This window comes from Nocardioides caldifontis (assembly GCF_008087345.1).
GTDB classification, from domain to species: domain Bacteria; phylum Actinomycetota; class Actinomycetes; order Propionibacteriales; family Nocardioidaceae; genus Marmoricola_A; species Marmoricola_A caldifontis.
This window is the reverse complement of the sequence record NZ_ML701735.1, coordinates 109,799-123,973: the sequence shown is the minus strand read 5'-3', so window position 1 is coordinate 123,973 and position 14,175 is coordinate 109,799. Positions and strand designations below refer to the sequence as shown.

General features: G+C 70.9%; 13 protein-coding genes and 1 other RNA gene. 12 read left to right on the top strand and 2 right to left on the bottom strand.

Annotated elements, in window-relative coordinates:
• Positions 1–33 precede the first annotated feature (33 nt).
• The 11 genes from ftsE (at position 34) to FIP57_RS00585 (ending at position 11,321) form a co-directional block, all read left to right on the top strand.
• Entirely contained in the window at positions 34–723 is a 690-nt protein-coding gene (ftsE, locus tag FIP57_RS00635; protein WP_148570898.1) for a cell division ATP-binding protein FtsE, read from the top strand.
• Between the two features lie 58 nt (positions 724–781).
• Positions 782–1,702, top strand: coding sequence for a permease-like cell division protein FtsX (ftsX, locus tag FIP57_RS00630; protein ID WP_148570896.1), 921 nt, complete (start codon positions 782–784; stop codon positions 1,700–1,702).
• 68 nt (positions 1,703–1,770) lie between these two features.
• A complete protein-coding gene (locus FIP57_RS00625) occupies positions 1,771–3,027 on the top strand; it encodes a M23 family metallopeptidase (RefSeq protein ID WP_148570894.1) in 1,257 nt (418 codons plus the stop codon).
• 21 nt (positions 3,028–3,048) lie between these two features.
• Positions 3,049–3,525: an SsrA-binding protein SmpB gene (gene smpB / locus FIP57_RS00620; protein ID WP_148570892.1), complete on the top strand. Its 477-nt coding sequence runs from the start codon at positions 3,049–3,051 to the stop codon at positions 3,523–3,525.
• Positions 3,522–4,388: an amidohydrolase family protein gene (locus tag FIP57_RS00615; RefSeq protein ID WP_148570890.1), complete on the top strand. Its 867-nt coding sequence runs from the start codon at positions 3,522–3,524 to the stop codon at positions 4,386–4,388. The genes smpB and FIP57_RS00615 overlap by 4 nt, the downstream gene beginning before the upstream one ends.
• Before the next feature lie 85 nt (positions 4,389–4,473).
• On the top strand, positions 4,474–7,011 hold the full coding sequence (locus FIP57_RS00610; RefSeq protein ID WP_148570888.1) for a M14 family zinc carboxypeptidase: 2,538 nt from the start codon (positions 4,474–4,476) through the stop codon (positions 7,009–7,011).
• A 56-nt stretch (positions 7,012–7,067) separates the two neighbouring features.
• Positions 7,068–8,729, top strand: a complete 1,662-nt coding sequence (locus tag FIP57_RS00605) for an HNH endonuclease signature motif containing protein (protein WP_148570886.1) — start codon at positions 7,068–7,070, stop codon at positions 8,727–8,729.
• Between the two features lie 107 nt (positions 8,730–8,836).
• Positions 8,837–9,205: a transfer-messenger RNA gene (gene ssrA / locus FIP57_RS00600) on the top strand.
• A gap of 252 nt (positions 9,206–9,457) precedes the next feature.
• Positions 9,458–9,751 carry an ArsR/SmtB family transcription factor gene (locus FIP57_RS00595; RefSeq protein ID WP_148570884.1) on the top strand — a complete coding sequence of 98 codons (294 nt, stop codon included), beginning with the start codon at positions 9,458–9,460 and terminating at the stop codon, positions 9,749–9,751.
• On the top strand, positions 9,748–10,866 hold the full coding sequence (arsB, locus tag FIP57_RS00590; protein ID WP_148570882.1) for an ACR3 family arsenite efflux transporter: 1,119 nt from the start codon (positions 9,748–9,750) through the stop codon (positions 10,864–10,866). The genes FIP57_RS00595 and arsB overlap by 4 nt, the downstream gene beginning before the upstream one ends.
• A complete protein-coding gene (locus FIP57_RS00585; protein WP_148570880.1) occupies positions 10,863–11,321 on the top strand; it encodes an arsenate-mycothiol transferase ArsC in 459 nt (152 codons plus the stop codon). The genes arsB and FIP57_RS00585 overlap by 4 nt, the downstream gene beginning before the upstream one ends.
• Here the strand turns inward: FIP57_RS00585 and FIP57_RS23000 are convergent.
• Both FIP57_RS23000 and FIP57_RS00580 read right to left on the bottom strand, forming a co-directional pair.
• Positions 11,296–11,472: a hypothetical protein gene (locus FIP57_RS23000; protein WP_162529636.1), complete on the bottom strand. Its 177-nt coding sequence runs from the start codon at positions 11,470–11,472 to the stop codon at positions 11,296–11,298. The genes FIP57_RS00585 and FIP57_RS23000 overlap by 26 nt on opposite strands.
• 345 nt (positions 11,473–11,817) lie before the next feature.
• Positions 11,818–13,209 (bottom strand): NAD(P)-binding domain-containing protein, encoded by a 1,392-nt coding sequence (locus tag FIP57_RS00580; RefSeq protein ID WP_238993188.1) that lies wholly within the window; start codon positions 13,207–13,209, stop codon positions 11,818–11,820.
• A gap of 91 nt (positions 13,210–13,300) precedes the next feature.
• Between FIP57_RS00580 and FIP57_RS00575 the strand changes: the two genes are divergently transcribed.
• On the top strand, positions 13,301–14,149 hold the full coding sequence (locus tag FIP57_RS00575; protein WP_148570875.1) for a helix-turn-helix domain-containing GNAT family N-acetyltransferase: 849 nt from the start codon (positions 13,301–13,303) through the stop codon (positions 14,147–14,149).
• Positions 14,150–14,175: the final 26 nt, after the last annotated feature.

Sequence of the window (14,175 nt, the reverse complement as noted above, 5' to 3'; positions counted from 1 at the left end):
ACCCCCTGAACCCGATCCCGGCCTGGACAGCCTGTGATCACCTTCAAGAACGTGTCGATGACCTACCCGGGTCAGCAGCGCGCCGCCCTCGACGACGTCACCGTGGACGTCGAGGACGGCGAGTTCGTCTTCCTCGTCGGCGCCTCCGGCTCCGGCAAGTCGACCTTCCTCAAGCTCGTGCTCCGGGAGGCGCGGGCCACCTCCGGCACCGTGCAGGTCGCCGGCAAGGACCTCGGCAAGATGCACGGCTGGCAGGTGCCGCAGCTGCGCCGCCAAATCGGCACCGTCTTCCAGGACTTCCGCCTGCTGCCGAACAAGACCGTCTCCGAGAACGTCGCGTTCGCGCTGCAGGTCATCGGCAAGCCGCGCAGCCACGTCAAGGAGCGGGTCCCCGAGGTGCTCGAGCTCGTCGGGCTCGAGGGCAAGGGCGACCGGATGCCCGACGAGCTGTCCGGCGGCGAGCAGCAGCGGGTCGCGATGGCCCGCGCGTTCGTCAACCAGCCGACGCTGCTCATCGCCGACGAGCCGACCGGCAACCTCGACCCCACCACGTCCGTCGGCATCATGAAGCTGCTCGACCGGATCAACCGGACCGGGACCACCGTCGTGATGGCCACCCACGACTCGAGCATCGTCGACCAGATGCGCAAGCGCGTCATCGAGCTGTCCGGGGGCCGCGTCGTCCGGGACCAGGCGCGCGGCGTCTACGGATACCAGCACTGACCCGGGGCGCCCCCTCACCGGCCTGCCCACCCCCCAGCAGCGAGGACCTCCACCACCCATGCAGCTGACCTACGTCGTCTCCGAGCTCACCACCGGGCTCCGGCGCAACCTCTCGATGACGGTCGCGGTCGTCGTCACGATGTTCGTCTCCCTGACCCTCGTCGGGCTCGGGATCCTGCTCAACGCGCAGGCCGACAAGGCCGAGGAGTTCTGGGGCGACCGGCTCCAGATCACCGTCTTCATGTGCACCGACAACTCCCCGGGAGCCGGCTGCATCGACGGGCAGGCGACCGACGCGCAGAAGCAGCAGGTCGAGAAGGTGCTCTCCGAGCACCCGGAGGTCGAGAAGTTCCACTTCGAGACCAGCCAGGAGGCCTACGACAAGTGGCGCGAGGTCTACTCCGCCGACGACGAGAGCCAGCAGCAGGTGGTCGAGGCGATCAAGCCCAGCGACCTCGCCGAGTCGTACTGGATCACGCTGAAGGACCCGCGCGAGTTCCAGGGGGTCAAGGGGGCGGTCGGCGAGCTGCCCGGCGTCGGCTCGGTGCGTGACCTCCGCCAGGTGCTGGAGCCGATCTACTTCTGGATCAACGCCTTCAAGTGGGGCGCGATCGTGATCGCCGGCTTCCTGCTCTTCGCCGCCATCCTCCAGGTCGGCAACACGATCCGGCTCGCCGCCTTCGCCCGCCGCAAGGAGATCGGGATCATGCGGCTGGTCGGCGCCTCCAGCCTCTACATCCAGCTGCCGTTCCTGCTCGAGGCGCTCTTCGCTGCGCTGCTCGGCGTGCTGCTCGCCGCGGGTGCGATCGGCGTCTTCCTGTACGTCGTCGTCTACCGGCTGCTGAGACCGAACTCGAACCTCGTGGCCTGGGTCGACTGGACCGACGGAGCCTGGGCGATGGGGATCGTCGCGGTGGTCGGGCTGGCGCTGACGTTGATCCCGACCCTCCTACTTACCCGGAAATACCTCAAGGTATGACTCCTCTCGGTTACCGTCGAAGGGCTCGTCCGATCTGTCCCCTCGACTAGCTCGAAGGTTTCTTCCCCGTGGATCGTCCTTCCCCCCGCGCGCCTCGGCGCGCCCTCCTCCGGCGCGCGCTCGTCGCCGCGGCCGCCGGTGGGCTGCTGCTCGGCGTCCTGCCGGCCGCCGCGGACGACCTCGAGGACAAGAAGGACAAGGTCGAGAAGAAGATCGACGAGGCCGACCAGCACGTCCACGAGTCGAGCAAGGCGGTCGAGGAGACGACGCAGAAGCTGCTCGCCGCCCAGCAGGACCTGTTCGCCGCCCGCGACCACCTGGCCAAGACCCGCGGCGAGCTCGCCGCCGCGGTGGCCCTCGACAAGCAGATGCAGGCGCGGCTCGACGCGGCCGTGGAGCGGCTGCGCATCGCCCGCAAGGAGCTCGCCGCCGGCCAGCGTGACGTGGGCGCGCAGGAGGACCGGATCCGGGCGATGGTGGTCTCCACCTACGAGTCCGGCGACCCTGCCCTCATGGGGCTCTCGATGGTCTTCAACACCCAGGACCCGACCCAGCTCGCCGGCCAGCTCAACTCCAACACCGACGTGGTGAACATGGAGGCCGCGCTCCTCGACCAGCTCGAGGCGGCGAAGGTGCTGCTCGCGGTCAAGGAGGACGAGACCGAGGACGCCAAGCAGGAGGTCGCGGAGAAGCGGCAGCAGGCGGCCGAGAACCTCGAGAAGAAGAAGGCGCTCGAGGCGCAGGCCGAGGAGGCCGAGACGGCCGTCGCGGAGCTCGTGTCGCTGCGCCAGCAGGCCCGCCGCAACGCCGTCGAGGCGAAGAACGCCGACCTCGCCGAGCTCGCCAAGCTCGAGGCCGAGCGCGACCGCATCGAGCGGCTGATCGCGGAGAAGGCGTCGAAGACCTCGTTCACCGGCTACGTCGACGGCAACGGCTACCTCAGCATGCCGGTCGACGGGTCGATCACCTCGCCGTACGGCTACCGCACCCACCCGATCTGGGGCTACCGCTCGCTCCACGACGGCATCGACTTCGGCGCCGCCTGCGGCACCCCGATCCGCGCTGCCGCGCCCGGCAAGGTGATCTCGCGGTACTACCAGTCCGCCTGGGGCAACCGGATCATCATCGACCACGGCGTGAAGCACGGCGTCGGGCTCTCCACGATCTCCAACCACCTCAGCTCCTACGCCGTCGGCGTCGGCGACCGCGTCGACCGCGGCGACGTCATCGGCTACGTCGGCACCACCGGCTGGTCGACCGGCTGCCACCTGCACTGGACCGTCAACCAGAACGGCACCCCGGTCGACCCGATGAACTGGCTCTGACCGGCCTGACACAATCGGCGCATGGCCAAGGAGACCGGGCGCAAGGTGGTCGCGCAGAACAAGAAGGCCCGTCACGACTACCACATCGACGACACCTACGAGGCGGGCATCGTCCTGCAGGGCACCGAGGTGAAGTCGCTGCGCGCCGGTCGCGCCTCGCTGGTCGACGGCTTCGCCGAGGTGGAGAACGGTGAGGTCTTCCTCCACGCGGTGCACATCCCGACGTACACCCAGGGGACGTGGACCAACCACGAGCCTCGCCGCCGCCGCAAGCTCCTGCTGAACCGCCGCGAGATCGACAAGATCGAGAGCAAGGTGCGTGAGAAGGGGTTCACGCTGATCCCGCTCGCGCTCTACTTCAAGGACGGTCGGGCGAAGGTCGAGATCGGCGTCGCTCGAGGCAAGAAGTTCTACGACAAGCGGCAGGCGATCGCCGAGCGCACGGCCCGTCGCGAGGCCGAGGTGGCGGTCGGGCGGCGCGCCAAGGGCATGGGGTGAGGGACGCCGACGTTCCTGCGTTCTGGCAGGAGCTGGGGACCCCCGGGCTGTTCGACGTCCACGTCCACTTCCTGCCGCCGCGGATGGAGCGGAAGGTCTGGGCGCAGTTCGACAACGCCGGACCGCTGATCGGGCGGGAGTGGCCGATCCTCTACAAGTGGCCCGAGGAGCAGCGGCTCGAGCACCTGCGCTCCCTCGGCGTACGCCGCTTCTCCGCGCTGTCCTACGCGCACATCCCCGGGATGGCGGAGCCGCTCAACGACTGGGCTGCGGAGTTCGCCGACCGGGTGCCGGAGTGCCTCCGGTCGGCGACGTTCTTCCCCGAGCCCGGCGTCGAGGAGTACGTCGAGCGCCGGATCTCGTCCGGGGTCGAGGTGTTCAAGGTGCACGTCCAGGTCGGCGGGTTCGACCTGCGGGCCGCTGAGCTCGACCCGGTGTGGGGACTGCTCGCCGAGGCGGGCACGCCGGTCGTGGTGCACGCCGGGTCGGGGCCGGTGCCGACCGAGCACACCGGTCCCGCGCCGATGCGTGCGGTGCTCGAGCGCCACCCGTCGCTGACCGCCGTCGTCGCGCACATGGGGGCGCCGGAGTACGCCGAGTTCCTCGCGCTCGCCGAGGAGTTCCCGCGGGTGCACCTCGACACCACGATGGCGTTCACCTCGTTCTTCGAGGCCGAGGCGCCGTACCCGCGCGAGCTGCTGCCGCGGCTGCGCGACCTGGGGGAGCGGGTGCTGCTGGGCAGCGACTTCCCGAACATCCCCTACGCCTACGCGCACCAGCTCGAGGGGCTCGCCGGACTCGACCTCGGGGACGACTGGCTGCGCGCGGTGTGCTGGGAGAGCGGCGCGCGGCTGTTCGGTTGATTCCGCGCCGGGTCTTGTCCAGACCGCGGGAACAGGCACAGACTGCTGGGCGGCGGACGCACCGACTCGGGAACGGACAACGGCCATGGCACGTCGCACCTCCTGCACGGCAGCACTCCTCACCTCCCTCGCCACCGCGGTGGCCCTCGCGGCACCGCTGGCGCCGGGGGCAGCCGCTCCGCCCAGCCGGGCCGAGCGCGCCCCGTGCGACCCGTTCCGGTCGCCGATCATCGACCCCGACGTGCCCACCTCCCAGGAGGTCATCGGACTCGAGCTCGGCGACCGCGACGTGACCACGCGGGAGTCCGACACCTACCTGCGCGCCGTGGCGGACGCGAGCCCGCGCGTCGTCGACGGGGTCCTCGGCCGTTCCTGGGAAGGGCGCCCGCTCCGCTACGCAGTGGTGGGCAAGGCGAAGTGGGTGCGTCCCTCGGCGCTCCGTACGATCGGTCGCGACCTCAACAAGCTCCGCGACGCCGACACCTCGCCGGCGGCGGCCCGGCGCATCGTGAAGCGGACACCGGCCGTCCTCTGGGTCGCCGGCAACGTGCACGGCGGCGAGGAGAGCGGCACCGACGCGACGCTGCGGGTCCTCTACGAGCTGGCCGCGCGGCGCGACTGCACGACGAGGACGGTCCTCGACCGCGCCATCGTCGTCGTCCTCCCGACGCAGAACCCGGACGGCCGCGAGGCCGACACCCGCCGCAACGCCTACGGCTTCGACCTCAACCGGGACTGGTTCGCGCGCACCCAGCGTGAGACCGACAGCAAGGTCGAGAAGCTGCGCGAGCTGCCGCCGCAGCTCTTCATCGACTCCCACGAGATGGGCCGCGAGACCTACTTCTTCCCGCCGAACGCCGACCCCGTCTACCACGACATCGGCGAGACCCCGCTGCACTGGATCTACGAGGTCTACGGCCCCGCGATGCAGGACGTCTTCGACCGGTTCTCGATCCCGTACTTCAACGGCGACGTCTACGACCTCTTCTACATGGGGTACGGCGACACCGTGCCCGCCACCGGCTTCAACGCCGCCGGGATGACCTACGAGAAGGCGAACGGCGACCCGGCCGAGCGGCGCGTGCAGGAGCAGTACACCGCGATCTGGACGACGCTGATGGCCGCCGGGGAACGGCACTCGATGCTCCGGGAGTGGCGAGCCGAGCACGTCAAGGCTGCTCAGCAGGGTCGGCGCGGCCAGCTCGAGCCCAACCAGCTCTACTGGGAGGGCGAGGACATCGACAACCCGGTGCCGCGCCGCAAGGTCCGGCACTACTTCCTGACCCCGCCCGGTGCGGGCAAGCAGGACGAGCAGGCGCGGCTCGTGGAGCGGCTGCGATCGATGGACGTCGACGTCTACCGGCTCGCCAAGCCGCTCCGGGTGCCCGGCTACCGGCCGTACGGACGCGCCGCGCGCACGCAGACGCTGCCGAAGGGCACCTACTGGATCCCGATGGCGCAGGGCCAGAAGCACTGGGTGCAGGCGATGCTGAACGAGGACACCTACGTCCCGTTCCCGTACTTCTACGACGTGACCGCGTTCAGCGGCCCGCTGCTGAACAACGTGCCGGGCGGCTACACCGGCGCCACGCTGGAGCCACGCGCCCGCCTGGTGCGCTCGCAGCCGCCGGTCGACCGGCAGCAGCAGCGGCGTGCGGCGGCGCCGCGGCTCGGGGTGTGGCAGGTGTCCGAGGAGGACACCAGCGCGATCGAGTCGGCCGGCTGGCTGCGCTGGTGGCTCGACCGCCGCCAGCAGCTGCTCTACAGCGACCTCACCGCCGCCGACATCGGTTCCGGGGCACTGGACGGACTCGACGTCCTGGTGGTGCCGAACGGCGATGCCGAGGAGGCCTACGAGGCGCTCGGCGACGCCGGCCGGCAGGCGTTGACCGACTGGGTCGACGCCGGGGGGACGCTCGTGACGCTGCGCGGGGCGTCGCTGCTCGCGAGCCGGCTCGGGCTCACGACGGCGACCGCCGCCGAGCCGACGTCGGACGTCCCCGGCTCGCTCATCCGGGTGGAGCTCGACGCCCGCAGCCCATTGAGCCGCGGGGTCGGCCGCACGGCGTACGCGATGTACGAGTACGACCTGGTCTGGAACGCGCCCGCCGACGCGGTGCCGGTCCGCTACCCGATGGCCGGCGATCCGGACTGGTTCGTCTCCGGCTTCGCCCAGGGCGAGGAGGAGCTGCACGGCACCGCGGCCGTCGTGGACCAGCAGTACGGCGACGGGCGCGTGGTGCTCTTCGGCTCCGACCCGAACTTCCGTGCGTTCACCGACGGCACCGCCGCGATCCTCGAGAACGCGCTGCTCGGACCGGAGCCGTCCTCGACGGCCGTGGTCGCGCAGCGCCGTGCCGAGCGGCTCGCGGAGCGCAGCGAGGCCGTCCAGCAGGCCGACGACCGGATGGTCCTCACGGTGCGCCCGGAGGCGGCCGACGAGGTGCGGGCGCTGCTGGCCGAGCACGACGCCGACGTGGACGTCGTCCGCGACGGGCGGAGGAGCGTCGGGTTCCGGGTCGACCTCCGCGGGATGACCGCCGACGACCACCCGTGGGCCGTGACGGTTGCCCAGGACGTCGCCGAGCTGGGGGAGGACGTGGTGGCGCTCAGACTGCCGTGACCCCCCGGCGCCGTGGGTACCGGGTTCTGTCGGAGCCCTCCGATATCATCGAACACATGTTCGACTGGACCGGGATCGACGAGCTCGACGCCGATGCGACGGCGGACGCGCTCGCGCGGTCCCGGGTCAGGGTCCTCGAAGCGCAGGCCGAGCAGCTCCTCCTGGCTGCCCAATGGGCCGACCTGCGGGCGCCCGAGTTCGTCGACGAGTGCCTCGCGACGCTCCCGGGGGAGGAGCGGGTGGTGCCGTCCGGCGCCGACGGGTGCCCGCAGATCGACGAGTTCGCCGGGGCGGAGCTCGCCGCGCTGCTGGGGCGCACCACGCAGTCGGGCGAGCAGCTCCTCGCCGACGCGGTCAACCTCCGCCACCGGCACCCGCAGCTGTGGGCCGACATCAGGTGCGGCCGCGTCCCGGTCTGGCTCGCCGCCAAGGTGGCCCGGCGCTGCGCCGCCGTCGGGCTGACGCTCGAGCAGGCCCGCTGGGTCGACACCCAGACCACGCAGTACCTCCCCACGCTGCCGGTCAACCGCTTCCTCAAGCTCGTCAACGCGAAGATCGCCGAGGCCGACCCCGAGGCCGCCGCTGCCCGAGCCGAGGCCGAGCGGCTCAAGACGTTCGTCCAGAGCGGGGTGACCGACGAGCACGGGATGCGCACGCTGGTCGCGCGGGCGGACGCGGGTGAGGTGATGTACGTCGTCGCGGTGATCGACCGGATCGCCGTCGTCCTGGCCGAGCAGGGGGACACCGACCCCGTCGACGTACGACGGGCGAAGGGGTTGCGGATCCTCGCGAACCCCGAGCGGGCCCTTGCCCTGCTGCTCGGCGCCTCGTTGGAGCACGCGGACGACGAGCCGGAGCCGCAGCCGGACGACCTCGCCGGGGTGCACGACGTCGAGGGGCGGCGTCCCTGGGACTACCGGCTGCGGGTGGACGACCTCACCGAGCAGCCGCTGGACGAGGCGATCGACGGGCTGGACGAGGAGCTCGGTGGGCAGCTGCGCGAGCTGACCGCCGGTGCCGTGGGCGGTGACGCGGCGGCGGACGCCGGCCGGCCTGGCGGTCTCTCCGAGGAGGACCGGGCGTTGCTCCGCTCGGTCCTCGACGCGCTGGGATCGTCCGACGCTTCCCGCTTCGACCCGGTGCTCACCCTCCACGTCCACCTCTCCGAGGCGGCGCTGCACCGGGCGGCGGGGCTCACCGACGCGGGTCCGCGCATCGCCCGCGTCGAGGAGATCGGCCCGGTGGTGCTGGAGTCGTTGCGCCGCTGGCTGGGCGACGCCACTGCCCACCGGATCGTCGTGAAGCCGGTGCTCGACCACGTCACCGTGGTGCCGGTCGACCGCTACGAGATCCCGCGGCCGATGCGGGAGCTCGTCGAGGTCCGCGACCCGTTCGAGGTCTTCCCCTACGGCACGCTGCCCTCGCGACGCTGCGACAAGGACCACCCGCAGCCGTACGACCGCGGGCCGCGCGACGGTCGACCGCCGCCGGGCCAGACGTCGATGGAGAACCTCGGGCCCCTGAGCCGCAAGCACCACCGCCTCAAGACGCATGGCGGGTGGCGGCTGCACCACCCCGAGCCCGGGGTCTACTGGTGGCGGCTTCCTCACGGCCACTGGATCCGGGTCGACGACAGCGGGACGCACCAGCACGGCCGCGACCCCGTCATGGACCTCCGGCTGGGGATCGCGGTGATCCCGCCCAGCCTCGTCGGCTGAGCGCGCCGTGGGTCACGGGAACAAAGTCGCTGGTCGCTGCCGTTGAGGTCTGTAGACTGGCGACGCTGCCCGCGGGCGACCGTCGAGCAGCGTTTGACAACTCAAGAGGGGCTGATCGGTTTCGACTTGGGACGTCTTGTTCCAGGGGAAGCGGGTCGAGGATCCAGGCTTATCTCGTTAACGACGCCTGGGAACCAATAACTGCCGACGCTAAGCGCAGTTCGTTCACCCTCGCTGCCTGACAGCGAGCGTGACGGGTCAGACTGAGGACGCCTCCGACTCAGATTCTGGCCTCAGCTAGGAGGCTTGCTGTGTCACCCTCGCCGGAGGGGTGGCACGGGACTTTCATCCGGCTGAGCCTGTCGACGACGTGTCCGTACGAGCGTCGGGGCTGAGAAAACGTCTTACGGACTGCACCCGGAGAAGACCTGGAACTACGCCGAAGGACGCGGGTTCGATTCCCGCCAGCTCCACTGACTTGACAGGATCGGCGCCCGTTTGAGCAACGCTCAAACGGGCGCTTGTTCATGCGCGGCTGGTTTGGGCGCGCTTCGGGACGCACGTGAGCTGTCGACGCTGGGCTTCCACCGAGCATCGACACATGTCAATATAGAGGGGTGTCGAACTCTCTGCGAGCAGCTCCTTCCGTGCGGCGGTCCGAACCGGATCGAGGAAGTCTCGCCAACGGAGACGGCCTGATCCGCTGCACGCCGTTGGCGCAGGAGCCGATGTCCCCTGCGGCGGCTGCCCGGACCGCGCCGATGCTGAAGGCGCTCGCTGACCCGACTCGGCTGAGGTTGCTCTCGTTGGTGCTGTCCCATGAGGGTGCTGAGGCATGTGTCTGTGACCTGCTGCCCCACTTCGACCTCTCCCAGCCGACGATCAGCCACCACCTCAAGGTGCTGCACGAAGCCGGGCTGGTGGACCGGGAGAAGCGCGGCACCTGGGTGTTCTACAAGGCGCGCGCGGCCGCGGTGGCCGCGTTGGCGAGCTTGTTCGCCTCGCCCGAGCTTCCCGCATGAGCGACATGGTGAGCACGAACCACGCTCCGCACGCGCAGCAAGGGGATGTCCTCCACCGGCTCTCCACCCTGGACCGGTTCTTGCCAGTGTGGATCGGCGTGGCCATGGTCGCCGGACTCCTGCTGGGTCGGCTCGTTCCAGGACTGGACGACGCTCTGGCGGCGGTCGAGCTCGGTTCAGTGTCGCTGCCGATCGCGGTCGGGCTGCTGGTGATGATGTACCCGGTGCTGGCGAAGGTCCGCTACGACGAGCTCGGACACGTCACGAGTGACACGCGCTTGCTCGGCGCCTCCGTTGTCTTGAACTGGGTCCTCGGCCCAGCGTTGATGTTCGCCCTGGCCTGGCTGATGCTGCCGGACCTGCCGGAGTACCGCACCGGGCTGATCATCGTCGGCCTGGCCCGCTGCATCGCGATGGTGCTGATCTGGAACGACCTCGCCTGCGGCGACCCGGAGGCCGCCGCCATCCTGGTCGCGGTCAACGCGGTGTTCCAGATCCTCGCCTTCGCCGCCCTCGGCTACTTCTACCTCCAGGTGCTCCCCGGCTGGCTGGGGCTGGAGCAGGCCGCGCTCGAGGTGTCGATGTGGGAGATCGCGACCTCGGTGCTGGTGTTCCTCGGCATCCCGCTGCTCGCCGGGTTCCTGACCCGCACTCTGGTCGAGCGCGCCAGGGGGCGGGCCTGGTACGAGGCGCGGTTCCTGCCGAAGATCGGTCCCACCGCCCTCTACGGCCTTCTGTTCACGATCGTCATCCTGTTCGCTCTCCAGGGGGACACCATCATCAACCAGCCCCTTGACGTCGCCCGGATCGCGGTGCCCCTGCTGGCGTACTTCATGCTGATGTGGGGCGGCTCGATGCTGCTCACCAAGGCGCTCGGGTTCGACTACCAGCGCGCGACCGCGGTCTCCTTCACCGCCGCCGGCAACAACTTCGAGCTTGCGATCGCGGTGGCCATCGCTGTGTTCGGGGTGACCTCGGGTCAGGCGCTCGCTGGCGTCGTCGGTCCGCTGATCGAGGTCCCTGCGCTGGTGGCGCTGGTCTACGTCAGCCTCTGGGCCCGCAAGTACTACCGCGACCGACCAACCCCGACCACCTCAGCGGGAGGCGCGCTATGACCACCGCAGACCAAGACACCCCCCAGGTGGTGTTCGCGTGTGTCCGCAACGGCGGCCGGTCGGTGATCAGCCGCGTCCTCACCGAGCACTACGCCGGCGGGCGCGTCGTCGCGCTCTCGGCGGGCACTCAACCTGGTGAGCAGATCCATCCCGAGGTCGGCGCTGTCCTGGAGAAGCTCGGCCTCGACACCTCCCGGGAGCACCCCAAGCTGCTCACGCGTGAGGCGATCGCGGCCAGCACGATGGCGATCACGTTGGGCTGCGGCGAGGAGTGCCCCTACGTCCCGGGCGTGAGGTACGTCGACTGGCCCGTCGCCGACCCAGGTGGCCAGGACGAGGCGACGGTGCGGGAGATCGTCGCCGACCTCGACCGTCGCGTGCGATCCCTGTTGACGGAGCTCGTCCCCGGTCTCGAGCTGCCTCCGTCGGTCATCGACGAGCCGCCGGCGGAGTAGCACCCGCCATCAACGCGGCCGCGACCGCGGCCAAGCCGGCGAGCACGAGGAACGCGTCGGTGTAGGAGCCGAGCAGGTGGGCAAGTGCCCCGCCGGCGAACGGCGCGACGGCGGAGGCCACCAGGGCCGGGGCGGTGAGGATGCCGTTCAAGGTCCCGTACGCCGCGAGAGGTCACCGAGGTGGCGCCGGCGAACCGCGCGTACCCGAGCCGACCGACCGCCGGATGCGCGGTTCGCGGCACCTTCAGCCACGGGTGGTTGAGCCCCCACAAGCGCAACGGGATAGTGATGACCACCAGCCCGGCCAGCAGGACCACGTAGGCGAGGCGCCAGCCCACCCAACCGTCCAGCGCAGCGGCCAGCGGCGCGAACACGGCGCTGGCCAGCCCTGCGACGAGGGTCAGCGTGGTCAGCGCGCGGACCCGGCGCTCGCCTCCCCAGTGCGTCACTGCACCTCGTCCACCGTGCCGCGCGCCCCGGCCACCTGCTCTCCGGTTCAGCTGCGCGACCGGCCGAGCTCCACCAGCTGCGGCGCGGCTGCAGCGGCCGTTCCGCAGCAGCCTCCGCCCGAGCTGCCGAGCGCGGCGGCGACCTCAGCCTCCGCAGACGCGACCTGGCACGACTCGGCGTCGTCGAACCCGCCGGAGCCACCGCACACACCGGTCTCGGGCAGCACCAGCTCGACCCTGCCGGCGGCCTCGTGGTCGCCGGCGATCGCAGCGACGATGCTGCGGGTCTGCTCGAACCCGGTCAGGGTGAGGAACGACGGTGCGCGGCCGTAGGACTTCATCCCGGCGACGAAGAACCGGGCCTCGGGCTGCTCGAGCTCTGCGGCGCCGTGCGGGTAGACGGTGCCGCAGGAGTGCACGTTGGGGTCGATCAGCGGGGCGAGCTGCCGCGGCGCGGACAGCACCGGGTCGAGGTCGAGCCGCACCTCGCTCAGGAAGCTGAGGTCGGGGCGGAAGCCGGTGACGACGACGACCTCGTCCGCCGCCTCCACGACCTGCCCGTCGGCCGACTCCAGGCGCAGCCGGCCGCCTTCGTCGGCGGCCACGGCCACCGTGCGGAACCCGGTCCGGGTGGTCACGAAACCGGACTCGGCCACCCGCCGGGCGTGCTTGCCCAACGCACCACGGGCAGCGAGCTGGTCGTCGTCGCCACCGCCGAACGCCTCACCCACCGCCGGGCGGCGCACCAGCCAGGACACCCTCGTCGAGGGGTCCTCGACGGACAGGCGGGCCAGCCCGACCAACGTGTTCTGCGCGGAGGCACCAGTGCCGGCGACCGCTACGTGCTTGCCGGCGTACCGCTGCGCGGTGGCCGGGTCGGTGAAGTCGGGGATCGCGTAGGCGATGCGGTCGGCGTGCTCGGCCTCACCTACGGCGGGGTAGCCGTCGGTGCCGAGCGGGTTGGGGGTGCCCCAGGTGCCGGAGGCGTCGATGACCGCTGAGGCAAGCAGCCGCTGGTGCCCCTGAGGTCCGGCGACGTGGACGACGAACGGCTCCTCGTCGCGGCCGGCGTCGACCATGACGTCCCGACCTGCCTTCGCGACCCCGACGACCTCGGCGCCGTAGCGAACCTCGACCTCGGTCGATGCGGCGAGTGCTGCCGCGAGCGGCTGCAGGTACTGGGCCACCCAGTCGGCGCCGGTCGGGTACGACGTCGGGTCCGGCCCGACCCAGCCAGCTTCCGTGAGCAGCTTCTCGGCCACCGGGTCGACCAGCTCGGCCCAGGGGGAGAACAGCCGTACGTGCCCCCACTCCGAGACTGCCGCCCCGGCGGCGCCGCCCCGCTCGAGGACGACAGCGTCCAGGCCGCCGGCTCTGCACGTGCGCGGCGGCGGCCAGCCGGTGGGGCCGGCGCCGATGATCGCCACGGGGTGCTGCATCATGTCCGCCTTGGAGCCGACTTCATCGACGCTCGTCGATGGATCGGACTCTATCGATCGCGATCGATGAAAGCAAGGTACTGTTCGCCCCATGACGACGACACCCGTCAGCGCGCCCGCCCCGACCCTGAGCAATGCTGATGCGGCCAGCTACGCAGAGTGGTTCGCGGTGCTCGCCGACCCGACCCGGGTCCGGCTGCTGCACGCCCTCTCCACCTCACCGACGGGCGCGATGCGCGTGCGCGACCTGTCGGAAGCGCTCAGGATCAGCCAGTCCACCTGCAGCCACCACGTCGAGCTGCTGCGCAAGGTCGGCTTCGTCGTGGTCGACAAGGTCGGCACCTCGAGCATGGTCTCGGTGAACGCCGCCTGCTGCACCGGCCTGCCGCACGCCGCCGACGTCGTGATGGGCACCTTGTCCGCACCGCCGTGCTGCCCCGAAGACCTCCCCGCCGACGTCACCACCCGACCGGTCACCGAGGACGACATGCCGACCGCGCTGTCGATCTACGCCGAAGGCCTGGCGACCCGCAACGCCACCTTCGAGACCAAGGTGCCGACCGCCAAGCAGCTGCGGGCCAGGTGGTTGCCGGGGATGGCGTGGGTCGCCGAGCTCGACGGCGAGGTGGTCGGCTGGACCGCGGTGATGCCGGTCTCGGGCCGCCAGTGCTACGCCGGGGTCGGCGAGACCTCGGTCTACGTCACCGAGCCCGCTCGCGGCCGTGGAGTCGGCAAGGCCCTGCTGTTCACCCAGGTCACCGAGGCCGACAAGGCCGGGATGTGGACCCTGCAGACCTCGATCTTCCCCGAGAACCGCGCCAGCCTCGCGCTGCACCACTCTGCCGGTTACCGCACCCTCGCCGTGCGGACCCGCATCGCCCAGCTCGACGGTGTCTGGCGCGACACCGTCCTGCTCGAGCGCCGCAGCGAAGTCAACTGAACCGCGCACTCACCGTCGTCGTCCGG